Source organism: Paenibacillus sp. UNC217MF (genome assembly GCF_000686865.1).
Lineage (GTDB): Bacteria > Bacillota > Bacilli > Paenibacillales > Paenibacillaceae > Paenibacillus_B > Paenibacillus_B suaedae.
This window is the reverse complement of record NZ_JMLT01000003.1, coordinates 122,924-147,775: the sequence shown is the minus strand read 5'-3', so window position 1 is coordinate 147,775 and position 24,852 is coordinate 122,924. Positions and strand designations below refer to the sequence as shown.

Annotated in this window: 26 protein-coding genes; all 26 read left to right on the top strand. The window is 47.3% G+C overall.

Going from position 1 to position 24,852, the window contains the following annotated elements:
* The first annotated feature begins 16 nt into the window (after positions 1–16).
* The 26 genes from fliQ (at position 17) to proS (ending at position 24,739) form a co-directional block, all read left to right on the top strand.
* Positions 17–286, top strand: a complete 270-nt coding sequence (gene fliQ, locus BP95_RS0100725; RefSeq protein WP_021256541.1) for a flagellar biosynthesis protein FliQ — start codon at positions 17–19, stop codon at positions 284–286.
* Between the two features lie 11 nt (positions 287–297).
* On the top strand, positions 298–1,086 hold the full coding sequence (gene fliR, locus BP95_RS0100720) for a flagellar biosynthetic protein FliR (RefSeq protein WP_021256540.1): 789 nt from the start codon (positions 298–300) through the stop codon (positions 1,084–1,086).
* Complete coding sequence (gene flhB / locus BP95_RS0100715; RefSeq protein ID WP_021256539.1) at positions 1,086–2,222, top strand: flagellar biosynthesis protein FlhB; 1,137 nt, start codon at positions 1,086–1,088, stop codon at positions 2,220–2,222. Before fliR ends, flhB begins: the two co-directional genes overlap by 1 nt.
* Positions 2,223–2,254: 32 nt before the next feature.
* Positions 2,255–4,288 carry a flagellar biosynthesis protein FlhA gene (gene flhA / locus BP95_RS0100710; RefSeq protein WP_021256538.1) on the top strand — a complete coding sequence of 678 codons (2,034 nt, stop codon included), beginning with the start codon at positions 2,255–2,257 and terminating at the stop codon, positions 4,286–4,288.
* Complete coding sequence (gene flhF / locus BP95_RS0100705; RefSeq protein ID WP_028531197.1) at positions 4,285–5,670, top strand: flagellar biosynthesis GTPase FlhF; 1,386 nt, start codon at positions 4,285–4,287, stop codon at positions 5,668–5,670. Before flhA ends, flhF begins: the two co-directional genes overlap by 4 nt.
* Positions 5,671–5,674: 4 nt before the next feature.
* Complete coding sequence (locus tag BP95_RS0100700; protein ID WP_028531196.1) at positions 5,675–6,589, top strand: MinD/ParA family protein; 915 nt, start codon at positions 5,675–5,677, stop codon at positions 6,587–6,589.
* Positions 6,590–6,656: 67 nt separating this feature from the next.
* The gene (locus tag BP95_RS0100695; RefSeq protein WP_028531195.1) at positions 6,657–8,015 is read left to right on the top strand and encodes a protein-glutamate methylesterase/protein-glutamine glutaminase; all 1,359 of its coding nucleotides are present in this window, start codon (positions 6,657–6,659) and stop codon (positions 8,013–8,015) included.
* Positions 8,016–8,056: 41 nt separating this feature from the next.
* Positions 8,057–10,141 (top strand): chemotaxis protein CheA, encoded by a 2,085-nt coding sequence (locus BP95_RS0100690; RefSeq protein ID WP_028531194.1) that lies wholly within the window; start codon positions 8,057–8,059, stop codon positions 10,139–10,141.
* 58 nt (positions 10,142–10,199) lie between these two features.
* Positions 10,200–10,661 (top strand): chemotaxis protein CheW, encoded by a 462-nt coding sequence (locus BP95_RS0100685; protein WP_021256534.1) that lies wholly within the window; start codon positions 10,200–10,202, stop codon positions 10,659–10,661.
* 4 nt (positions 10,662–10,665) lie between these two features.
* Complete coding sequence (locus BP95_RS0100680; protein WP_021256533.1) at positions 10,666–11,286, top strand: chemotaxis protein CheC; 621 nt, start codon at positions 10,666–10,668, stop codon at positions 11,284–11,286.
* On the top strand, positions 11,283–11,777 hold the full coding sequence (locus tag BP95_RS0100675; protein WP_021256532.1) for a chemotaxis protein CheD: 495 nt from the start codon (positions 11,283–11,285) through the stop codon (positions 11,775–11,777). Before BP95_RS0100680 ends, BP95_RS0100675 begins: the two co-directional genes overlap by 4 nt.
* A gap of 1 nt (position 11,778) precedes the next feature.
* Positions 11,779–12,210, top strand: a complete 432-nt coding sequence (locus BP95_RS0100670) for a hypothetical protein (RefSeq protein ID WP_021256531.1) — start codon at positions 11,779–11,781, stop codon at positions 12,208–12,210.
* Between the two features lie 15 nt (positions 12,211–12,225).
* Positions 12,226–13,011, top strand: a complete 786-nt coding sequence (locus tag BP95_RS0100665) for a FliA/WhiG family RNA polymerase sigma factor (RefSeq protein ID WP_021256530.1) — start codon at positions 12,226–12,228, stop codon at positions 13,009–13,011.
* Positions 13,012–13,075: 64 nt separating this feature from the next.
* Complete coding sequence (locus tag BP95_RS0100660; RefSeq protein WP_028531193.1) at positions 13,076–14,482, top strand: DUF342 domain-containing protein; 1,407 nt, start codon at positions 13,076–13,078, stop codon at positions 14,480–14,482.
* 33 nt (positions 14,483–14,515) lie between these two features.
* Positions 14,516–14,848, top strand: coding sequence for a hypothetical protein (locus tag BP95_RS0100655; RefSeq protein WP_028531192.1), 333 nt, complete (start codon positions 14,516–14,518; stop codon positions 14,846–14,848).
* 81 nt (positions 14,849–14,929) lie between these two features.
* Entirely contained in the window at positions 14,930–15,601 is a 672-nt protein-coding gene (locus tag BP95_RS0100650; protein WP_021256527.1) for a DUF6115 domain-containing protein, read from the top strand.
* Entirely contained in the window at positions 15,594–15,782 is a 189-nt protein-coding gene (locus tag BP95_RS0100645) for a hypothetical protein (protein WP_021256526.1), read from the top strand. The genes BP95_RS0100650 and BP95_RS0100645 overlap by 8 nt, the downstream gene beginning before the upstream one ends.
* 191 nt (positions 15,783–15,973) lie before the next feature.
* The gene (rpsB, locus tag BP95_RS0100640) at positions 15,974–16,672 is read left to right on the top strand and encodes a 30S ribosomal protein S2 (RefSeq protein ID WP_021256525.1); all 699 of its coding nucleotides are present in this window, start codon (positions 15,974–15,976) and stop codon (positions 16,670–16,672) included.
* 143 nt (positions 16,673–16,815) lie between these two features.
* The gene (gene tsf / locus BP95_RS0100635) at positions 16,816–17,469 is read left to right on the top strand and encodes a translation elongation factor Ts (RefSeq protein WP_021256524.1); all 654 of its coding nucleotides are present in this window, start codon (positions 16,816–16,818) and stop codon (positions 17,467–17,469) included.
* Between the two features lie 126 nt (positions 17,470–17,595).
* Positions 17,596–18,324 (top strand): UMP kinase, encoded by a 729-nt coding sequence (gene pyrH / locus BP95_RS0100630; protein ID WP_021256523.1) that lies wholly within the window; start codon positions 17,596–17,598, stop codon positions 18,322–18,324.
* Positions 18,324–18,878, top strand: a complete 555-nt coding sequence (gene frr / locus BP95_RS0100625) for a ribosome recycling factor (RefSeq protein ID WP_021256522.1) — start codon at positions 18,324–18,326, stop codon at positions 18,876–18,878. The genes pyrH and frr overlap by 1 nt, the downstream gene beginning before the upstream one ends.
* A gap of 98 nt (positions 18,879–18,976) precedes the next feature.
* Positions 18,977–19,744 (top strand): isoprenyl transferase, encoded by a 768-nt coding sequence (locus BP95_RS0100620; RefSeq protein ID WP_021256521.1) that lies wholly within the window; start codon positions 18,977–18,979, stop codon positions 19,742–19,744.
* Between the two features lie 18 nt (positions 19,745–19,762).
* On the top strand, positions 19,763–20,563 hold the full coding sequence (locus BP95_RS0100615) for a phosphatidate cytidylyltransferase (RefSeq protein WP_021256520.1): 801 nt from the start codon (positions 19,763–19,765) through the stop codon (positions 20,561–20,563).
* 78 nt (positions 20,564–20,641) lie between these two features.
* Positions 20,642–21,784, top strand: a complete 1,143-nt coding sequence (locus tag BP95_RS0100610) for a 1-deoxy-D-xylulose-5-phosphate reductoisomerase (protein WP_021256519.1) — start codon at positions 20,642–20,644, stop codon at positions 21,782–21,784.
* Between the two features lie 154 nt (positions 21,785–21,938).
* Positions 21,939–23,216 (top strand): RIP metalloprotease RseP, encoded by a 1,278-nt coding sequence (rseP, locus tag BP95_RS0100605; RefSeq protein ID WP_021256518.1) that lies wholly within the window; start codon positions 21,939–21,941, stop codon positions 23,214–23,216.
* Between the two features lie 74 nt (positions 23,217–23,290).
* Positions 23,291–24,739, top strand: a complete 1,449-nt coding sequence (gene proS, locus BP95_RS0100600; protein WP_028531191.1) for a proline--tRNA ligase — start codon at positions 23,291–23,293, stop codon at positions 24,737–24,739.
* Positions 24,740–24,852 lie beyond the last annotated feature (113 nt).

The following is a 24,852-nucleotide window of genomic DNA, read 5'->3' as shown; positions in this document are numbered from 1 at the left end:
AACGGGAGGAATGAACATGAGTGCAGAATTTATTATGGGTCTGGCAGGACAGGCTGTGTTCACTGTTCTTAAAGTGAGCGCACCGATGTTGGTAGTTGCCTTGGTCGTCGGATTGTTAATAAGCGTTTTTCAAGCGACGACACAAATTCAGGAGCAGACGCTTGCGTTCGTACCGAAAATTGTGGCAGTTATGATCGTTGTGCTGTTGTTCGGACCCTGGATTTTAACGACACTCGTGGATTTTACGCACAATATTTTAAATAATTTGCATCATTATATCGGTTAGGCAGTGAAGCCATGGAAATGCTCGTACAAGCTTTCCCTGTTTTTTTGCTCTCGATGTGTCGAATCACGGCGTTCTTTGTCGCTGTTCCTGTCTTTTCTTCCCGAGGCGTGCCGATTAGGTTCAAGATCGGACTTGCATTCTTTGTCAGCTTAATCGCTTATTTATTGTTTGGGCTTGGTAAGAGTGTACCGACAGATGGAACTTATATCATTTATATTGTCCGGGAAATAATGATAGGCCTGCTCATCGGATATTTAGCACAGCTGTTCTTCTCTATCGTGCAGACAGCAGGTTCGTTCATCGATATGCAGATTGGGTTCGGCATGGCCAATGTCATTGACCCGTTGACCGGGGCAAGTTCGCCTGTGATGGGCAACTTTAAATACATATTTGTTGTTCTATTGTTTCTTGGAATGAATGGCCACCATTACTTTATCGACGGAATTATGCAAAGTTTTAAGTGGCTGCCGTTAGATGAGAATGCTTTTTTTGCTCAAATCGCAAATGGGAATATTACAGATTTCATTGTTAAGTCATTCACTGAAGCATTCATCATTGCTTTCCAAGTGTCTGCACCGCTTATCGTCGCTCTATTTTTAACGGACGTAGCACTTGGATTTCTAGCGCGAACGGCGCCGCAATTCAATATTTTCGTCGTTGGGATTCCGCTTAAGCTAATTGTTGGTCTTCTTATGCTGCTGCTAGTCGTACCAGGTCTTGTTTACGTACTGCAGCAATTGTTCTCTACGCTGTTCGAAGCGCTCGATCAGCTGCTACGCATGATGCAGGGGGCGAGATGATGAAGCAGCTTCACGATGTACACAGAGATGAGTCGAATCGCCACGCATATGTACTGCGTTATCCTCTTGATTTGCAGCTGTTCTCGCAAGAGAAGACAGAGAAAGCAACGCCGAAAAAGAGGCAAGAAACCCGCAAGAAAGGGCAAGTTGCCAAAAGTATGGATCTCTCAGGAGCGTTCATTCTCTTGGCTGGGTTCTCTTGCTTGTTCGTGCTCGGCGGTTTTATGAAGGATCGGATCGTCGAGCTGTTCCAAGATGTGCTGCAGAATCGGCTTACAATGGATGTGACGGCGAACAATGTGCTGGACTACTTCAGTTCCATATTTCTTAAACTGATGGTTATACTGGCACCATTGTTTATTTCAGCAATCGTTATTGCGCTCGTCGTCAACTACATGCAGGTGGGCTTCTTATTTACTGGTGAGCCGCTGAAGATGAAGCTGGAGAAGATTGATCCGGTAAAAGGTTTCAAAAATATTTTTTCCATGCGTTCTGTAGTTGAATTTCTAAAATCCATTATGAAGCTCACGACGATCGGTGTAATCGTCTACACCTCATTGTGGGGGGAGCGAGATACGATCGTCATGCTGTCCCATGTTCCTTTGAATGACATCATGTCATTTACAGGGCATTTGACACTTATGCTTGGCATGAAGATTGGAGTGGCTTTATGTGTGCTTGCCGCTCTGGATTACATGTACCAACGATATGAATACGAGAAAAGCTTACGGATGTCAAAACAGGACATTAAGGACGAATTCAAGAAGACCGAAGGTGACCCTCTAATTAAGGGTAAAATTCGTGAACGACAGCGACGTATGGCACTCATGCGTATGATGCAGGAGGTTCCGAAAGCAGACGTCGTCATTACAAACCCGACGCACTTCGCAATTGCACTGAAATATGATGGTGGTGCGATGGAAGCACCGGAGATTGTAGCCAAGGGACAGGATTACGTCGCGCTCCGTATTAAACAGATTGCCAAGGAACACGGCGTCATAACGATGGAAAACAAGCCGCTCGCCCGTGCTTTGTATCAGAGGGCCGATATTGGCGATACCGTTCCGGCCGATTTGTTCCAAGCCGTGGCTGAGGTACTGGCATACGTATACAAAGTAAAAGGCAAAGGCAATTGATTAATCTTGATCAAGGATGGAGGGTGCATTCCGTGAAAACGAGAGATTTATTCGTCTTGGTCGGTATTATCGGTATCGTACTCATGATGGTTTTACCTATACCGACCTGGTTGCTTGACATTTTACTCGTAATCAATATATCGATCGCGCTCATGATTTTGCTCATTGCCATGAATACGAGGGAAGCGTTGAACTTCTCGATTTTCCCGGCTATGCTGCTCATTACGACATTGTTCCGACTCGCATTGAACATATCCACTACGAAGCAAATCCTTACGAATGGCGAAGCTGGTGACGTTGTTGCCACATTCGGTGAGTGGATAACCCAGGGAAATATTGCGGTTGGTCTTGTCGTCTTCCTCATTCTTGTCATTGTACAGTTTATTGTTATTACGAAAGGCTCTGAGCGGGTCGCTGAAGTATCAGCACGCTTTACGCTCGATGCGATGCCGGGTAAGCAAATGGCAATTGACGCAGACTTGAATGCAGGACTTATCAACGAACAGCAGGCCCGTGATCGCCGCGATAAGATTAGCCGAGAAGCGGATTTCTATGGCGCCATGGACGGTGCCAGTAAATTCGTAAAAGGGGATGCGATTGCAAGTATCATCATCCTGCTTATTAACTTGATCGGCGGCTTCATTATCGGAATGGCGATGCATGGAAAATCATTTGGCGATGCAGCATCTACTTATTCGATATTGTCGATCGGTGATGGACTTGTCAGCCAGATTCCAGCGCTTCTTATTTCGACCGCAGCAGGTCTTATCGTAACAAGGGCGGCATCTGATGGAAACTTGGCAGAAGATTTGCGAGCGCAGATGTTTGCTTATCCGAAGCTGCTCTATATCGTATCAGGCACGATCGCGTTACTCGGATTACTTACGCCAATTGGAATTGGATCTACGATTCCATTTGCTGTCATTCTTGGGATTGCTGGATATCGGATGCAGAAGAACATCGATGAGCGGCAAATCGAAGAAGAGCAGCTTGAGGAAGAACTGCAGATTGAAGAAGTGCGCAGTCCAGAGAGTGTAATCAATTTGCTGCAGGTTGATCCGATTGAATTTGAGTTCGGTTATGGACTCATTCCGCTTGCAGATACACAGCAAGGCGGGGATTTGCTCGACCGTATTATTATGATTCGACGCCAATGCGCGTTAGAGCTCGGCTTGGTCGTTCCTGTCATCCGCATTCGAGACAATATCCAATTGAAGCCGAATGAATATGTCATCAAGATTAAGGGCAATGCGGTAGCCCGTGGGGAGCTTCTGCTCAATCATTATCTGGCGATGAATCCCGGTTATGATGATGAATCGGTATCAGGAATTGAAACGGTAGAGCCGGCATTCGGACTACCAGCATTATGGGTGGATGATGCGATGAAGGAGCGTGCCGAATTGGCAGGATACACGGTAGTAGATCCGCCTTCTGTTGTGGCTACGCATCTGACTGAAATCGTTAAAAAGCATGCACACGAGCTTATTGGACGTCAGGAGACGAAATCGCTTGTTGAAACGGTTAAGGAACAATATTCTGCTCTTGTGGATGAACTGATTCCAAATGTATTGACGATCGGGGATGTTCAGAAAGTTCTGGCGAAGCTTCTGCGAGAGAAGATCTCGATTCGCGATCTGGTAACCATATTCGAAACACTGGCAGATTACGGTACATATACGAAGGATCCGGATGTATTAACTGAATATGTGCGTCAAGCGCTTGCTCGCCAGATTACACAGCAATATTCAACTCCAGGCGAGACGCTGCGTGTGATCACAATTGGACCAAGCTTGGAAAAGAAAATTTCGGACAATGTGCAGCAGAACGAGCATGGTTCTTACCTTGTACTAGATCCGAATACGACACAGCAGGTATATCAGCGCATGAGTGAACAGATTCAGAAGCTGCTACAGACCGGACATTCGCCGATCATGCTGGCATCTCCGAACATTCGCATGTACTTGCGGCAGCTTATGGAGCGTGCGATGCAGGATGTTCCGGTTCTGTCCTACAATGAGCTTGAACCAAATGTTGAAATTCAAAGCGTCGGAGTGGTGAATGTATGAGGGTGAAAAAATACCTCGTCGAAACGATGCCGGAGGCCATGAGTCAAATCAGGCAAGAACTTGGAAAAGATGCGGTCATTGTCAGTACCAAAGAAGTTAAGACAGGCGGTATTCTTGGCATGTTCCGTAAGCGAGCTATTGAAGTAGTGGCGGCGGTCGACGAACAAGCTAAGCCTACAGCCAAGTCTTCCACAGAACCCAATACTCCTCCTGTCAATGGGGCGATGCAATCGTATGTTCCTTCATCGGTTGCTCGCTCCATGTATGGGGGAGGCGGCAGCAATGGTCAGTCTGCAATAAATGTGGAACGTGGAACCGCGCAACCGCAGGCAGATGCAGCTGGTCGCATGCCGCAGTCAATGATCTCTAATAGGGCGGTTCAGCCTCCAAATTCCATGCAGACGATGTCTGCTGATTTAGAAGAAGAGAGTACTGCTGTGCCTTGGACGCAGCTTCCATTTGCACGGTCTGAACGGGCCGTTATGCCGATGACATCGATTGAACAAGATCCGACTGACCCGCATTTACAGAAAGAATTGGCTGAAATGAAACGGATGATGCGTAAAGTAATGGAGCGCGTCAACTATGATTCATGGTCAGAGAGCGCACAGGAGGTAGAGCGTCATCTCAGGCTTCAAGGACTGTCGCAAGAGGCTGCATATGGATACGTGCAGCAGGCTTGGGAGCAATGCAAGTTGAACCGTGAGGAAGAGCCTGATTCTGATGTGCTGAGGGGCTATGTGAAAGATATCGTAGAAGAGAAGCTTCAGTCGCATGTTGTCCATGGATTGACACCTGCTACCCGCATTTTGTATGTCGTTGGGCCGACTGGAGTGGGTAAGACGACGACGATTGCGAAGCTGGCTGCAGATCAAATGTTCCATCATCAACGCAAGGTAGGTCTAATTGCTTCTGACACCTATCGAATTGCAGCTGTTGAACAACTCAGAACATATGCATCGATATTGAACGTTCCGATGGAGGTTGTGACCTCGCCCAATGACACGGAACGGGCATTGCGGGCGCTTCAAGGCTGTGATCTGATCATTATGGATACAGCAGGGCGCAATTTCCGCAACGATATGTATGTGAATGAGTTGAATACGATGCTTAAGCCGTTCCCAGACAGTGAGACATTCCTCGTATTGAGCTTAACTTCCAAGACGGAAGATATGATCGCTATACTGGAGCGTTTCTCAAGACAGCGCATCGATCGGATCATATTCACGAAGGCGGATGAGACAGATACATTCGGTTCAGTGCTTGAACTTGCAGATCGAACGACGATTCCGTTCAGTTATATAACTACAGGACAGAATGTCCCGGACGATATCGAGCCGTTCCAGGTGGATGAAGCGGTAAGACGAATAGTAGGTGCATGACGAAATGAGCTACGATCAAGCAGAAGGACTAAGACAGTTGGTAGAATCCCGTCATGAAAGAGTTGGTTCCACGGTGTCATCTCGGATGGCGCAGGGAAGCTCTGAAGTTCGATCTGCACGTACTATTGCCGTTACGAGCGGTAAGGGCGGCGTGGGGAAATCCAATTTTACGTTGAACTTCGCGCTCTCCCTCCAAGATGCGGGGTATCGAACACTTGTATTCGATGCGGATATCGGCATGGGGAACATTGATGTTCTGCTCGGTGCGACATCAGGTGTGAGCCTCATGCACGTCTTGCGAGACGGGCACTCCCTGCAGGATATTATTCAGGTAGGTCCTCGAGGAATGCACTACATTCCAGGGGGCTCCGGGTTCCAAGAATTATTGGATATGCCTTCCGTTCATATTGAACACTTCATCCAAGAAATGGAGAAATGGTCATCACAGTATGATGTCATCTTGTTTGATACGGGAGCGGGCCTGAGTAAGGAGACGATGCAATTTCTCTCAGCAGCGGATGAGACGCTTGTTGTAACCACACCTGAGCCAACGGCCATCGCGGATGCCTATGCACTGATTAAGGTCGTTTCCGCTGCGAGACCTGATCATTCGTTCCGTCTTGTCATCAACCGAGCTTCAGATTGGAAAGAGGGAAGCCAGACGGCTGAGCGATTATCAACGGTAGCGGAACGATTCTTGAATCATCCGATTCCGACGCTGGGGATTTTATATGATGATCCCCATGTGATGCAGGCCGTAAAGAGGCAAATTCCATTCGCTATTTTGTATCCACAATGTGTAGTTGCCAAGCAGCTTCGTGAACTAGCCAATGCTTACATTCACGGAATCGGGCAGACTGGACAAGCTGGAGGGGTTAAGCAATTTTTGCGGAAATGGCTGGGCAGATGGTCCTCCTAAATGTAAGGCATGAAGAAATGGAGGACGCAGCATTCACAAATGGCTGCTTAGGGAGCGTGATGAGAAATTGACAACCAAGAAAGTGCTTGTCGTGGACGACTCGGCCTTCATGCGAACGATTATATCTGATTTAATTATCCAGGATCATTCCTTTGAGATTATCGGTACTGCCTCAAATGGCGTAGATGCTGTACACAAAGTGATGGAACTGAAGCCAGATGCAGTGACGCTGGATGTTGAGATGCCGATTCAGAATGGCCTCGTAGCACTTCAGAGCATAATGACAGATTGCCCTACCCCGGTCATTATGCTGTCAAGTTTAACAGAAGAAGGGCGCTCGGAGACATTATCCGCACTTGAATATGGAGCTTTTGACTTCGTATGTAAACCAAGCCCTGCGGGTGGGACGAAAGATATACATAAGGTTGGAGAAATGCTGCGGGAGAAGCTGCATACTGCAATTGCTTCTCAAGAAAGAAAGCGTCAGCTGGAACGACTGCGGGAACAAGGGGAGCGGCTAAAGCGGGAGTACGCAGCTGCTTTACCGACAGAAGAGCTCGTCCCAAGGCCTCCGCATCAATCCGGTTTAAAGTCTCGTACAGATGATGGGAATAAGCTGAGAGCGAAGAGCCCGATTACTTCTAGAGCGGCTGCAAAATTGGCAGCGAAGGAAATGCAGACACAGCGCAGCATGGAGGATACGCCGATTATTGGCCGTACTCGTGCCGGGAAGCCAGTTGCTCCGAATGCGAACGAGGAATTGCATCCTAATCACGAAGAGCGCCTAGATGTCACGCATCTGAATGCCTCAGAATTCGTTGGAACAGCGAATGCAGCCAACTCAACGAGATTTGAGCAAATAGTTGCCATTGGGACATCGACGGGCGGTCCGCGTGCATTGAAAGAGCTGTTGTCAGCATTACCTAAACATATTCCCGCACCGATATTGGTGGTTCAGCATATGCCGCCTAATTTCACAAAATCATTAGCTGAACGTTTGAACAATTACAGTGATATTGAAGTAAGGGAAGCGCAGCATGGCGATGTGCTGCAGACTGGGGTAGCTTACATTGCACCAGGTGGCATGCATATGATGGCCGTGCGCAATGCAGAGGGGAAATATTCGATTGCTTTATCCAAAGGTGAGCCCCGCAACGGACATCGTCCATCAGTAGATTCCCTGTTCGAATCACTACTGCCGTTGAAGGGACTGAAACGGCATATCGTGCTGTTGACGGGAATGGGTAGTGACGGTGCGAAAATGATGAAACGGTTGGCCGACGAGGGCGTAACTTCAACCTTTGTCGAAAGTGAAGAAAGCTGCGTCGTCTTCGGCATGCCGCGCGCGGCAATCGAGTTGGGATGCGTATCGCAAGTAATTCCACTACATCAGATGGCAAAGTCCATTACACATGCAATGAAATGATCAGATACTGTTGTGCAAATCGTTAAAGGAGGTGTTCGAGCATGGATTTGAATCAATATTTGTCCATGTTTATTGACGAAGCGAACGACCATTTGCAAGCGTTGAACGAGCACATGCTAGAGTTGGAGAACCAGCCAGACGATGTTGGGATCGTGCAAGTCATTTTCAGGTCGGCCCACACCTTAAAAGGGATGTCGGCGACAATGGGGTTTGAGGATTTGGCCTCATTAACACACCAGATGGAAAACGTATTGGATCTTGTAAGAAACCAACAGCTCGCGATGGACTCCTTCATTTTTGATACGTTATTCCGAAGCTTGGATGCTTTGGAAGCTATGGTCTCCGATATTACTAACGGTGGAGAAGGCAAGGCAGATGTGACGGCAATTGTTGCAGCTCTCCAATCGATTGTCAAAGGCGATTACAAGAAGGAAGCTTCTTCCGCAGACGGAAGCTCCGCAGATGATGCTGAAGAGCAAAATGAGCGGCTTGATGAATTCCAGAGAAGTATCTTGGAACAATCGGTGGAAGCAGGCATGCATGTGTACTACATCCACATCCAATTGCGTGAAGATTGCGTACTAAAGGCAGCTAGAGCCTATATGGTATTTCAGGTGCTTGGGCAGTACGGTGAAGTAGTGAAGTCGAATCCTCCTGCACAGGACATAGAGCAGGATAAGTTCGACAATGGCTTTACCGTATTCTTTGTCAGCGGTGAAGATGCCGAGCGATTGCAGCAAGAGATCGGACAAGTCTCAGAGCTGGACAGCGTACAAGTACAGCCATTCACGCTTGAAGACATCCGCAATTGGAATAGTCAAATCGAAGAAGTACAAGCAGGCAGACAAGAAGCAGCAGCAACCGCAGCGCCAGCCAAGCCAGAAGTGAAGACAGAGCAGCCAGCGGCATCCGAAGCTTCGGATGCGCCTGCACGCAAACCAAGCAGCACGCCAGCAACTGGAAAAGCAGTTGGAAACCGGACGATTCGCGTAGATATTGAACGGCTCGATGTACTGATGAATCTACTAAGCGAAATGCTCATTGATCGCGTACGGCTCGAGCAATTGTCAGGTGATCTCAAGCATCATGATTTGACAGATACGGTGGAGCATTTGTCACGAGTAAGCTCTGATTTGCAAAATATTGTGCTTAAGCTGCGCATGGTTCCTGTTGATACGGTATTCAGCAGATTCCCGCGGATGATGCGTGACTTAGCCAAATCACTTGATAAGAAGATAGACTTTATTATAACCGGTGCTGAGACAGAGCTTGACCGCACCGTAATTGATGAGATCGGAGATCCACTTGTTCACTTGCTGCGCAATGCAGTTGACCACGGTATTGAATCTATTGAGGATCGTATCGCAGCCGGCAAGCCAGAAACAGGGACTGTTCATTTGCGGGCTTTCCACAGCGGCAATCATGTCTTCATCGAAATCGAAGAAGATGGTCACGGAATCGACCGTGCGATGGTATTGAAGAAAGCCATCAAGAATGGCGTTGTCACTGCGGAGAGAGCAGCTCAAATGAGTGATGAGCAGGTATATATGCTGCTATTCGCATCTGGATTCAGTACGGCAGAGAAGGTCTCGGATATATCTGGCAGGGGTGTTGGACTAGATGTAGTAAGATCCAAGATTACATCTTTAGGTGGACACGTCATTGTTGAGTCTAAGCTAGGACAAGGAACGAAGTTTATCGTTCAGCTCCCGCTTACATTGTCCATATTATCGGCAATGCTCTTCCGTTTGGGAAGTGAGAAGTATGCGATTCCGCTTAGCTCTATTGTGGAGACAAGCATGGTCAAGAAAGAAAAAATACGCCGGGTTCATGGTGGTATCCGGATGGTTGATTACCGAGACAGTGTAATCCCTCTTCTATCACTCAGCACACTTTTCGATTGCCCGAATTACTCGGATATGGAGGAAGAAGAGGTTGAGATCATCATCGTACGCAAAGGTGAACGTATAGCAGCATTGGCTATCGATGACTTTATCGGTCAAAGCGAAATTGTTTTGAAGCCATTAGGAAGCTATTTAAAAAATGCGCCAGGCTTCTCAGGAGCAACGATTCTCGGTGATGGACAAGTTGCATTGATCATTGATCCGAATGCGTTGCTGAAGTAATCCTCAATGTCTATTTATGATTGCAAAATAGTCATATTCAAATGAAGGAGGACGTGACATGGCAGAAGAGTTAAAGGTCGTTGTCTTTACGTTAGGGGAAGAAGAATACGGAATCGAAGTTGAAAAGGTAAAAACGATAGAGCGTATGCTCCCTATCACACGGGTTCCGAAAACATACGACTTCATTAAAGGTGTTATTAACTTGCGCGGGGTTGTTGTTCCGGTCATCGAGCTTCGTGGTCGATTCGGATTGCCGTCTGCGGAAGTGACGGAACAATCTCGTATTATTATCGTAGCTTATGAAGATTTGGAAGTTGGCTTTATCGTGGATAGTGCCAATGATGTTATTGATATTATGGACGAAGATATCGAACCGGCCCCAGAGGTTGTGGGCGGCATTCAAGCCAAATACTTGCGCGGCGTAGCTAAGATTGGGGATGAGCGTTTACTTATTATGCTCCATTTGGCCGAGGTGCTGAATAAGAGTGAAATTATTCGATTAGAACAGCTTGAGGCATAACAGCGTGCACTTATTCGAACGACTCGGAGAGTTCAAGCTGGATGTTCTGAAGGAAGTCGGGAATATTGGTGCTGGCAACGCCGCAACGGCACTATCCCGGCTGCTCAACCGACCGATTGACATGGCTGTACCGAAGGTGCGGCTTCTGCCGTTCGAGGAAATTGCGGACGAGGTTGGTGGCGCAGAACATGTTGTGATTGCAATATATTTTCGTGTCGAAGGAGATGCGCCAAGTCATTTGTTCTTTATGTTCGATACGGATGCCGCTAAGCGTCTTTTGTCGCACTTGGAAGCATTGCCATCAGATACGAGTCAATGTTTCAATGACATGGAATTGTCCGCCTTGTCGGAGATCGGCAACATTTTAGCAGGTTCTTACTTGTCTTCCTTGGCAGATTTCACTCATATGGCGATGTCGCCAACGGTTCCTCAACTTGCTATCGATATGGCGGGCGCAGTGCTCAACTACGGAATACTGCAATACGGGGAAATGGGAGACAGTGCGTTGCTAATCGATACGAAGTTTTTGCAAGACTGTGATGAAGTGCAAGGAACCTTTTTCTTAATACCTGACCCGGACTCTTTTGACAAAATATTTGCTGCATTGGGAGTGCCATTCGAATGATAGAAGAGTCGACGGTTGTAAAAGTCGGAATGGCTGATTTGCAGGTATGCCGTTTCGGTTCCTTACGAACGACCGGTCTCGGATCGTGCGTTGGATTGACGTTATATGACCCGGTTGCCAAAATTGCCGGAATGGCGCATGTTATGCTGCCGTCTTCGGATATTGCTAGAGAGGGGAATCGCAACATCGCCAAGTATGCGGATACTGCCATTCCAGAATTGATACGCCGTATGACAGAAGCGGGTGCTTCTCTGTCCCGGGTTCATGCGAAGATGGCAGGAGGCGCCCAGATGTTTGCTTTTGCTTCGAATAACGATATGATGCGTATCGGACCACGGAATGTAGATTCCTGCAAATCGATGTTGGAGCAATACAGTATCCCGCTTCATGCCGAAGACACAGGCGCCAATTATGGGAGAACGATAGAACTGTTCTGTGATGACGGGAGACTTCACATTCGCAGCGTGCAGATGGGTGAAAAGGATATATAGCATGAGAGGAACAATACGTTGGAATTACATATTCGGTGCTGTTGGATCTATCTTTGCCTTAATGGTGTCATGGAGCAATAATGTATGGACGACGAGTTTGCTCCGAGCAATTATTGCGTTTGTAATATGGTTCGGACTCGCATATGGGGTCAGATTTGCCTTGGGCGTGCTGCTATCTGACGATGAAGGCAAGCAGCCTGAGGCCGGCGCATCTAAGAATCCAAACGCAGGGACGATGTTGGACATGACAACTCCGGATGAAGAGGATGTTCTTCGAGATTTACTGCGGCCGAACGGTGCAGATTCGAAGTCAAATCCGGTAGAAGATGAAGGCGGCTCGTTCCAACCGCTGCAACCACCCAAGCTCGTGACCAAAGCGCAACCAGATGCGGAGGAATTGGCACAGGCTGTTCGTCACTTCGTACAAAAGTAAGGAGGTTGACTGTCGGTGAGCGTACAGAAATTACAACCTGGCTCGCAAGAGGGACTGTGGGAACGCTGGAAGGATCATGGTGATCAGGATGCGAAGCGGCAATTGATAGAAAATCATCTATCGATCGTCGACTTCGTATCGAATCGACTTGCTGCAGGTCTGCCTCGCAATGTAAGTAAGGACGATCTGGCAAGCCATGGTGTGATTGGCCTGATAGATGCTGTTGAGAAATTCGATTACCACAGAGGGCTGCAATTTGAAACCTATGCCTCATGGCGGGTTCGTGGAGCCATCCTAGACGGACTGCGTTCTGGAGATTGGGTACCTCGCTCGGTAAGAGAGAAGGCGAAGAAAATTGAAGAGGCTTATCAGCAATTGGAGCAGCAATACTTGCGTACAGTTACGGATGAAGAGATGAGCTCCTATTTGCAAGTCAGTGAGAAGGACTTCCAAGGGATGCTTCAAGACGTATCGATCATGTCGATTTGTTCATTGGAAGATCCGATTCGTGAGGACGACTCTGAGACGCGAATATCGCTTCTTATCGATGAGACGGCGAAGAATCCGGAGTATAAGGTAAATGAGTACTATTTAAAGGAAGCACTTGTTCAGGGAATTGATAAATTAACCGATAAAGAGAGAACAGTGATCTCCTTGTTCTATTATGAGGATTTGTCACTAAGTGAGATAGCGGAAGTGATGTCACTATCACCATCTCGAATTTCGCAGCTGCACTCTAAGGCGATACTGAGACTTCGAACCGTATTGGAGAAGCAGAAGCCAATGCTGATGGAAAATTGATGGGATACGGAATAGTTGAGAAGAAACTACGCTGAATAAAGAGAAAAAGAAAGGGGGGTTTTTCGTGAGTATGACATTGGCATTGGAAGAGTATTTGGAAGTAACCGTATCTGAAGATAAATTGCAGGCGCATCTCCATTTTAAGAAGGCTGTTGAAGGGCTCACGTGCACGATTGAAGAGCTGGACGAATTGCTGCGTTCCTACGGCATTCGATATGGAGTACAGTCTCAGGTATTGAAGGATATCGCTGCGAATCCGAACAATTTTGCTCGAGGTGCGACGATGGTCGCTCATGGAAAAGCACCCGTACACGGTGTAGATGGTCGAATAGAGCTTCTGCTTCCGCAGAACGGGAAGGAGTCCAAGCCGGCTGAACGGGAAGACGGAACGGTTAATTTCCGTGAAGTGAAGCAGTTGGACAATGTGAAGAAGGGTCAAATGATAGCCAAGCGAATTCCGAGCCAAGAAGGGATACCCGGCATGTCCGTTCTTGGTGAGGAGATGAAGGCCATCACTGGGCGTGAGGCACGATTCAAGCAAGGGAAGAATGTTGTTTTAGATGAGGCGGAAAATGCGCTTTATTCGGCGATTGACGGACTCATATCCCGTATTGAGCCGGAACGAATCAGTGTGTTCCCTGTGTATGAAGTAAACGGAGATGTGGACTATCGCACTGGTAATATTGATTTTGTCGGTACGATTGTCATTCGCGGCAATGTGCTGACAGGCTTTACTGTGAAAGCTTCAGGAGATATTCGCGTATATGGTGGTGTAGAAGGTGCAACGCTTACTGCGGAAGGCTGCATTGAGGTAAGCGGAGGCATTATTGCCGGCAATAAAGGGATGGTCAAGGCCGGAACCCATGTGAAATGTTCGTTCATTCAGGAGGCGACCGTCGTTGCGGGCACTGAGGTCAATGTATCGCAGAGTATTATGCACTCCAATATTCGAGCAGGCAAGCGGGTTGTATGCCAAGGCACCAAGGGACTTATTGTGGGCGGGATTGTACAAGCAGGTGAGCGAGTGATTGCACGTACAATTGGCAATACGATGTCCACGGCCACCGTAATTGAAGTAGGGGTGCTGCCGGATTTGCGCAATGAATTGACGGATTTACGGACTAAGCTTAAATATAATATTGAGAACGTAGAAAAAACCGAAAAGGCACTTCGCATACTCGATCAGCTTGCCGCTACTGGGCAGTTGACAGGGGAGAAGCTAGGCATGCGCATTAAGCTGAATTCTACGAAAAAGCAGCTTGTTGGAGAGCAGACTGAAATGCGAGAGCGTATGCTGGAGATTGAGAAGTTGCTTGAGGACACAGCTGTGTCTTCCATAGATGTGTCTCATACGATATACGGTGGAGCTAAGCTGGTTATTGGCCGCAATGTTCGTTTCATCAAAGACATGGCACAGCGTATTTCCTTCCGGATCGTTGACGGCGATATCATGATGACAACTTACCGTTAAGGTGAAGGACAATAGCCTAACCGGGGTGATTCGATGAATTGGAAGCCCGTAGAAATGCAAATCGCGATACCACGAACGCAAGAGTCATCGACATTGCAGCATCAACAGCAACAGCGTCCTGTAACAGAACAAGCGATGCTGAACGAACAAGCCCAAAGGTTGATGGAAAAGTCGCGGGAACGAAATGCACAGGTGGAGTCATCACAGGATGCTCTCATTCGCAATCAACATCATGAAGGTGGGAACCATGCAGAACGAGATGGAAGCGATAACAGCCATTCGGAGCAAAAACAAGATGAAACTGAGCAAGTCATGGTTCCGGCTCAACATCCTTTCAAAGGAAAGCATATCGATTTCATGTGTTAAATGGTGGCGCCGGGTTCCCGCATAACGTGAGGATCGCGGCGCTTGCATTTAGGAAGCGTGACAACATAAGGAGGTGCATACATGGAACCTTGGATCTACATTGTGCTGTTAGGTGGTGTCATCGCTGTCATTGGATGGCTTCGTCCTCGCGCTCAGGCAACAATGGACACCACAGAAATACGACGTAATATGGAAGAGACACTTGAGCATTATATGACAGAACTTGAAGAAGAAAATGAGAAGCTCTTAAAAGTCATTGAGCGGATGAAGCAAGAGGGAGAGTACCGGGATGAAGCGCTGCGCAAGCGAATGGACAAGCTTGAACAAGCATGGGAGAGCAAATGGAGCAGCTTAGAGCAGACAACTGCACAACCTGTACATACGGAATTAGAAGCAGGTCATCCCTCCGCACTGTCTGAATGCGAGCAGGAGCTTCAGCAGCGCACGGCCAATACGCAAGACTCAGAATTACAAGAGACGATTCCCTCGCAGATGGGATCGTTATCCGTTCCGAGCGGACATAGATCTGCCTCGTCTCGTAAGGAAGAACTTCATGCTGCAGATGAAGCTGATTCTCATGAAGAACTTCATGAAGAACAGTCTAGCGCTCCCATTCAAACACGATACGCGGAGATCTTTAGACTCTTTCAGAACGGATGGACAGAGCAGGCTATTGCAGACCATCTGGGAATGCCAATTGGTGAGCTCCAGTTAATTATCCGGTTGGGGCAGCAGGAGGGATCACATGATTAAGGATCGCCGCTTTCTTATCGGGTTAGGCGCCGGAATTGTGCTAGGGAGTCTCCTTCTTCAGCTATGTCTTATCGGTCAGCGTTCGATAGAACCGATGTCGGATACGGAGCTTCATCGAGCTGCCGAGCAGGCTGGATATAAGCTTGTACCGCAGCAGCCTGCAAGTTCGAATAACAAGTAGTATAACTTGACCCGAACAGTGGATAAAGTGGTTGCAACCGGGTAGGCGTTATGGTATATTAAATGACGGTGTTAAGAACACACGTCAGTGTATTTCAGTGAGGGTGCTTTCTGTCGGGTTGACTGCGGGAAGTCTCAACGAAAGAGGATACTGGCGGAGGATAAATAACCATATTAGGAGGTGTAGTGAAGATGGCAGTTATCTCCATGAAACAGCTTTTGGAAGCTGGGGTACACTTCGGTCACCAAACACGTCGTTGGAATCCGAAGATGGACAGATATATCTTCACAGAACGTAACGGTATTTACATCATTGACTTGCAAAAGACAGTGAAAAAGGTCGAGGAAGCTTACAACTTTGTAAAATCCGTCGGCGAAGAAAATGGAACAATCTTGTTCGTAGGTACGAAAAAGCAAGCTCAAGATTCCGTTAAGGAAGAAGCTGAGCGTTGCGGTATGTACTTTATCAACCAACGTTGGTTGGGTGGTACATTGACTAACTTCGAAACAATCCAAAAACGTATCGATCGCTTGAAGCTACTCGAATCGATGGAAGAAGACGGAACATTCGAAGTTCTTCCGAAGAAAGAAGTTATCATTCTTCGCAAAGAAAAAGATCGCCTCGAGAAGTTCTTGGGCGGTATCAAAAATATGAAAGGTTTGCCTAGCGCGTTGTTCGTTATCGATCCACGCAAAGAGCGCATCGCTGTTGCGGAAGCTCGTAAACTGGGTATCCCAATCGTAGGTATTGTTGATACAAACTGTGATCCGGACGAAATCGACTACGTTATCCCTGGTAACGACGATGCAATCCGTGCAGTTAAATTGTTGACTGCTAAGATGGCTGACGCAATTGTTGAAGCTCATCAAGGCGAAGAAACAACAGCGTAATTTTGGAATACTAATTGGATGAACAAAAGGGTGGTTGGCAGGTGGTTCACCTCTCGCCGCCCTTTTTTTAAGCTGTATAACGTTCGGTGCCGTTAATCGTACATATACGTGGGTACCAATTTATTGATGGAGGGAAATACGACATGGCAGTAAATGCGAGTGCAGTAAAAGAATTGCGCGAAAAAACAGGCGCAGGTATGCTGGATTGCAAAAAAGCATTGGAAGAGGCTAACGGCGATTTGACGAAAGCAGCTGAATTGCTTCGTGAGAAAGGCCTTGCAGCAGCAGCAAAGAAATCCGACCGTATCGCAACGGAAGGTGTGGTTGAGTCTTACATCCACGCTGGCGGACGTATCGGCGTATTGGTTGAAATCAACTGCGAAACAGACTTCGTAGCAAAAACGGACAACTTTAAGGATTTCGCTCGTGATGTAGCTATGCAAATCGCAGCGACTGCTCCAAAATATGTTCGCCGCGAAGAAGTTTCTCAAGAGGAAATCGAGAAAGAAAAAGAAATCTTGAAAGCACAAGCATTGAACGAAGGCAAGCCTGAAAAAATCGTTGAAAAAATGGTTGAAGGCCGCATCGGTAAATACTATGAAGAGTATTGCTTGATGGAGCAATCCTTCATTAAAGACCCAGACAAAACAATCGAAACGTTGCTGAAAGAAAAAATCGCAACAATCGGTGAAAACATTTCTATCCGTCGCTTCGCTCGCTTCGAGCTTGGTGAAGGCTTGGAGAAAAAAGAAGATAATTTTGTTGAAGAAGTTATGGCTCAAGCGAACCTGAAGTAATCTTTTCTTTTTGAAAAGAGAGCATTCGAACGCGGCTACTACGTAATCAACAGACGCGCTTAAAAGTTGGAACACATCGTGTTCCTTCTTTTTTAGCGGCCGTTATGGAAAAGTGGAGGGTATACATTGAAACAACCGGTTTATAAACGTATCGTACTTAAAGTAAGCGGAGAGTCGTTGTCCGGGCAAGCTGGATACGGCATCGAATCCGAAATGATCAACTCCATTGCCGAGCAAGTGAAAGAAGTTGTAGAGCTTGGCGTAGAGGTCGCAATCGTCTGCGGAGGCGGCAACATTTGGCGCGGTATTGCGGGAAGTGAAAAAGGAATCGACCGCGGAACAGCAGACTACATGGGGATGCTTGCAACGGTTATGAACTCGCTTGCCTTACAGGATGCCCTCGAACAAATTGGCGTGCCGACTCGTGTACAAACTTCGATTGCGATGCAACAAATCGCAGAACCATATATTCGCCGTCGTGCAATACGTCATTTGGAAAAGGGACGTGTTGTTATTTTTGCAGCAGGGACCGGGAATCCATTCTTCTCGACGGATACGACAGCTGCGCTTCGTGCCGCTGAAATCGAAGCTGATGTGATCTTGATGGCGAAGAATAAAGTCGATGGTGTATACTCGGCTGACCCATTCAAGGATGAGACAGCTGAGAAGTTTGAGCAATTGACATATATGGAAGTATTGAACCGCAACTTGGGTGTAATGGATTCAACGGCATCCTCGCTGTGCATGGACAATAACATTCCGCTTATTGTATTTGCAATTACGGAGTCTGGCAATATCAAGCGCGTCGTGCTCGGCGAGAAGATTGGAACGATTGTAAAAGGGAGTGTAGAATAGTGCCACAAGCAGTGAAGAAAAACGCAGAAGAACGCATGGAAAAGGCGATTGCCGCTCTAAAACGGGAACTGGCAACATTGCGCGCTGGACGCGCAACACCTGCATTGCTTGATCGTGTTCAAGTAGAATACTATGGCGCGATGACGCCGGTTAACCAATTGGCGAACATCAGCACGCCAGATCCGCGCACGCTTATGATCCAGCCTTGGGACAAATCCTCATTGTCTGATATTGAGCGCGCAATTATGAAGTCGGATCTTGGACTGACTCCAGCTAACGATGGATCAATGATTCGTCTTGCGATTCCAGCGTTGACAGAAGAACGTCGTGCAGAGCTCGTGAAGCACACGAAGAAGTTCGGTGAAGAAGCAAAAGTTGCTGTCCGCAACATTCGTCGTGATGCGAATGATGACATCAAGAAGCTTGAGAAAACGGATATTTCAGAAGATGAGTCCCGTCGCCATCAAGAAGATATCCAGAAGACGACTGACAAATACATCGCTGAAGTTGATAAAGTATTAGTTGCTAAAGAAAAAGAAATTATGGAAGTATAAAAGTTAGACACGATAGAACCTATTCTTTTTGTTCTTCATGCCCCTCCGAACGGTGGGGTTTATTGTCTTTTTTTCATCACCGGGTTGGAGGAGACCGAATGATTAAGCGATTCCAAACATGGTTACAGCAGCGTGGAGGCCACAAGCAGCTGGAACTGATGCCGGATAATATCCCACAACATGTGGCGATCATTATGGACGGTAACGGTCGCTGGGCTAAAAAAAGGGGCTTGCCGCGCGTTGCCGGCCACCATTCAGGAATGAAAGCCGTTAAGCGCGTAACCATCGCAGCGAATGATATGGGCGTAAAAGTGCTTACGATGTACGCTTTTTCGACCGAAAACTGGAAACGCCCAAAGGACGAAGTCGATTTTCTCATGAAATTGCCACAGGAATTTTTGGCGATCGAACTCGAAGAATTGATTGAGAAAAATGTTCAAGTGCGTATGATGGGCTATCGTGACCGATTGCCTAAACATACGATTCTGGCACTTGAGGAAGCCATTGAAAAGACGAAGCACAATACAGGACTTATTTTGAATTTTGCTTTGAATTATGGTAGTCAGCGTGAAATCGTAGAAGGTGTTCGTGATATTGTACGTAAAGTGAAAACAGGTGAGATTGAAGTTGGTTCGATTGATGAGAGCATGATCCATGATCATCTCTTATCCAGCAGCTTGCCTGATCCTGATCTGCTCATTCGTACAAGCGGAGAAATGAGATTAAGTAACTTCATGCTCTGGCAAATCGCGTACAGCGAATTGTGGTTCACCAATGATTACTGGCCAGAGTTCACTGAGCGACATCTAATGGAGGCCGTTATGGAGTATCAGCGCAGAACGCGAAGATACGGTGGATTACAATAAGTTGGAGGAACAGTCTATATGAAACAGCGCATCGTTACAGGGCTTATAGCAGGACTATTGTTCGGCGCATTATGCATAATTGGCGGTCTGCCATATGAACTGCTGCTCCTCGCACTTGCCTTTGTAGGTTATTATGAATTTGCTCGAATGCATCATGTATCACCGTTCGATCTGGCATCGTTGATTGGCTACGCAACGATGTCCTTGATTGTGATTCCGTGGACAAGCTTATCAATTGGATGGAATCTGTCATTGGAGGCTATTGTATGGATCAGCCTGCTGCTGATGCTGGGTGTGACCGTATTATCCAAAAACAAAGTGTCAATTGAAGCAGTGTCACAATTGTGGCTAGGAGCATTCTATATTGGTATTGGCTTCAAATATATGATGCTAACGCGTACTTCAATGGGAGAGGACGGCTTATTCTGGACGCTTATGCTGTTTGCAGCCATTTGGTCATCGGACATTGGTGCTTACTTCATTGGGCGTGCGATCGGCAAGAACAAGCTCTGGCCGTCGATTAGTCCTAATAAGACGATTGAAGGAGCAATTGGCGGTGTACTGACATCAATTATTGTGGCGCTATTATTTGCTGTCGGACGACCGGATATTGTCAGCTTGCCGCTTGCATTTGGCATTGGGATATCTGCTGCTGTTGTCGGTCAGTTCGGTGATTTGATTCAATCGGCATATAAGCGAGTTCGTGGTGTGAAGGACTCAGGTACGTTGCTGCCTGGGCATGGCGGTGTTCTGGATCGATGCGACAGCTGGCTTGTCGTATTTCCATTTGTGCATTTGATCGGATTATTAACGTTGTAAATTGAACGTCATCGAGAGAACAGCGATGATGTTATCATGTAATAGATATAGCTATGAATAGGATGAAGAGGTGAGGTCATGAAGCGGATATCCATACTTGGATCGACCGGCTCCATCGGGACACAGACACTCGACATCGTCAGACAGCATCCTGAGCAGTTTAAGGTAGAAGCGTTAGCAGCTGGGAACAATACAACATTGCTGCTTGAGCAGATACGAGAGTTCAAGCCCAGCATTGTATCGGTTCACGATAAGGCTGCAGCAGATCGCCTGCGGGAACAACTGCCCCAGGGTGTTGAACTGTATTATGGTGAAGATGGATTGGTCGAAGTGGCAGCGGGTACTGACGCCGATACGGTCGTTACAGCGGTTGTAGGAAGTGTCGGTCTGAAGTCAACGCTCGCGGCTATCGATGAAGGCAAGACGATTGCCATTGCTAACAAAGAAACGCTGGTAACAGCTGGTCATCTGGTAACAGAACGTGCACAAGCGAAAGGCGTCAAGCTGATGCCAGTTGACAGTGAGCACTCCGCTATCTTCCAATGCTTGAACGGAGAGCCGATGCGCGGAGTTCGTGGCATTACATTGACAGCATCAGGCGGCAGCTTCCGCGATCGTACAAGGGACGAGCTGGCGAATGTTACCGTTGAGGATGCACTTAAGCATCCGAATTGGTCTATGGGCGCGAAGGTGACGATCGATTCAGCAACAATGGCTAATAAAGGGCTTGAAGTGATTGAAGCTCGCTGGCTGTTCGATTTGCCTTATGATCAAATTCATGTACTTATCCATCCTGAAAGTATTATTCATTCTTTTGTCGAATATTTGGATGGAAGCATTATTGCGCAATTGGGGGTTCCTGATATGCGCGTACCTATCCAGTATGCATTGGCGTATCCGGAAAGACTTCCGAATACATCGGCTTCGCTTAATTTAGCTGAGGTGGCGAAGCTTCATTTCCGTGAGATGGATACAGAGAGATTCCCTATGGTTCGTTATGCTTATGAATGCGGCAGAACAGGGGGTACAGCTACTACCGTGTTTAATGCTGCGAACGAAGTGGCTGTAGCAAGATTCCTGCGCGGTGAAATTTCCTTCTTGGATATTGAACGTATCGTGAGTACCTTAATATCGAAACATACTGCGATTCCGCATCCGTCCTTGGAAGCTATTCAGGAGACAGATATGCGAACGCGTTCGGAGGCTCTGTCCATTTTATAATCGCCATTCACTAGATATGGATTCTCTTGTGCGGGATTGGAGAATAATGATAATCTATATAGACAAACCGCTGTCCGATTGTTATTGGGCCGTTCTTGAAGCCTAGTGTTGTGCTAGGACGATTGAACACGCACACAAAGGAGGATTCTACGCAGTGCAGATGGTGCAAATCGTATTTTTAACCGTGCTCGTCTTTTTCGTTATCGTAACGATTCATGAATGGGGACATTTTATTTTCGCGAAACGGGCGGGGATTCTCGTTAGAGAGTTCGCTATCGGATTCGGGCCGAAAGTATTCTCCTATACTCGTGGGGAAACCAAATATACACTCCGGTTATTGCCAGTGGGCGGCTTTGTACGGATGGCAGGCGAAGATCCTGAAATTGTAGAGGTCAGTCCAGGGCAGACGATAGCGATACGTGTGTCCAGTGATAACAGGGTGACGAAGCTGTATCTGGATCAATTAGACATGCGCAAGCAGGTTGTGCGTGGCGAAGTGAAGACGATTGATCTGGAGCATACGTTGAAGCTGACGCTGGATGTTGAGGATGAAGAAGTTACGTACGATATTCATCCGCAAGCTAAAATGATTGTGAAGGGCGACGAAATTCAGATCGCGCCTCATGATCGCCAGTTTGGCAGCAAGACAGTGGGCCAACGGGCGCTTGCTATTTTTGCAGGCCCATTTATGAACTTTGTGCTCGCATTTATTTTGTTTGGCGTTTCGGTAGCCATTTCGGGCGTTCCAGTCGAGAACCCGACGTCTGTGAAGATTGGGGACGTATCGCCAGGACTTCCTGCTGCACAGGCACAACTGCAAAAGGGAGATATTATCGAGGAAGTGAATGGCAAGCAGATTGGCGGCGATCGTGACAAATTAATTAAGCTGATTGCTGAATCCGAAGGCAAGCCGATGACATTCCTTATTGTGCGCGGTGAAGAACGCTTCACTACGACACTGACTCCGCAGAAGGTAGAAGGTCAAGAAGGCGGCAAGGTTGGTATCGTACCGGTACTGCCGACACGAACGGCCTCATTCGGAGAGACGCTATCGTTCGCCTCAACATCAATGGTGAATACGACGGAGAAGATTTTTGAAGGATTCCGCATGCTTATCTTTGGTCAATTTAAACTGGACGACTTGGGCGGTCCGGTTCGGACGTTCGAAGTAACAGGACAGATTGCGAAGAAAGGGATCGAACAGCTTACATTATGGACGGCGATTTTGAGCTTGTATTTGGGAATCTTCAATTTGCTTCCAATCCCGGCGTTGGATGGAAGCCGTCTCGTATTCCTTGGGCTGGAGGCTGTCAGAGGTAAGCCTGTTGATCCGAGCAGGGAGAGCATGGTTCATTTTGTAGGTTTTGCAATGCTCATGCTATTGATGCTTGCTGTAACCTACAATGATATATTACGATTGGTTAAAGGTTAACATTTATATCACGGTTCATTTCATTTATACTAGAATACGAATAACCGTGTTTATCGGGAGGAACGTATACCGTTATGTCGAAAGAGAAGCAGTTTGTTACGGAGATTACCCCACAGCAGGAGGACTTCTCCCGTTGGTATATTGATGTGATTAAGAAGGCGGATTTGATGGATTATTCTCCAGTCCGGGGATGTATCGTATTCCGCCCAGATGGATACGAAATCTGGGAACATATTCGTGACGAGCTGGATCGCCGCTTCAAGGCTACTGGCCATCGTAACGCTTACTTCCCTATGTTCATACCAGAGAGCTTTTTCCAGAAGGAAAAAGAACACGTCGAAGGCTTCAATCCTGAGCTGCCTTGGGTAACCGAAGCAGGCGGCGAACAATTAGAGGAGAAGCTGGCGATTCGTCCGACATCCGAGACAATGATTGGCCATATGTACTCCAAATGGATTCAATCGTACCGTGACCTGCCTGTGTTGATTAACCAATGGGCGAACGTAGTTCGTTGGGAGAAGCGCACATTGCCGTTCTTGCGTACAAGTGAGTTCTTGTGGCAGGAAGGCCATACTGCGCACGAGACTGAGCAGGAAGCACGCGAAGAAACGATGCTCATGTTGAAAACATATCGTGAATTCGTAGAGGATTATCTCGCAATTCCGGTCATTGAAGGTCAGAAGACTCCTTCTGAAAAATTTGCCGGCGCAGTAGATACGTTCTCCATTGAAGCGATGATGAAAGACGGCAGAGCCGTTCAAGCCGGAACATCGCATTACTTGGGAACGAATTTTGCGGTTGCTTTTGATATTAAATTCTTGGGGCGTGAAAATGAACAGGAATTTGTTCATACTACTTCTTGGGGGGTCAGCACCCGCCTAATCGGTTCCATGATTATGGTGCATGGCGATGACAGAGGTCTTGTATTGCCTCCGAAGGTAGCTCCTACACAGGTTATTATGATTCCAATTGGGCCAGCGAAGATGCGCGAGCAAGTTGTGGGACGAGCTAACGAGTTGTTCAGCGAATTGAAGCAAGCAGGCGTACGTGTTCGCATGGATGATCGCTCTGATATTAGCCCAGGTTGGAAATTCAATGAGTATGAAATGCGCGGCGTGCCTGTTCGCCTTGAAATTGGCCCGCGTGATATGGAGAATGGTGTTTGCGTATTGGTATCCCGCGTAACAGGCGAGAAGCGCATTGTACAGCAGGCGGATTTGGTTGAAGAAGTGAACCGCATGCTTGCTGACGTCCATCAAGAAATGTTCGAGCGTGCACGTTCCTTCCGTGATGAGCACTTCTACTCGGTAGAGACAATTGACGAGATGAAGGCACAAATGGAAGAAAAACGTGGATTTACACTTGCTGGCTGGTGTGGATCGGAAGCGTGCGAGAAGCATGTTAAGGATGAGACTGGTGCAACAAGCCGCAACATTCCATTCGAACCGCAAACGACAAAGACCAAGTGCCTTGTCTGCGGAGAAGATGCCAAGCATACGGTCGTATTTGCACGAGCGTATTAATTAGATACATGCTCCTCGAAGCAGGGGCGCAATGAAGGGAAGCTTCCATCATTGGAACATCCAACGGAACACCGGACGATGGCTCGATTGAGGGGGGCTTCTCTTTGTTCACA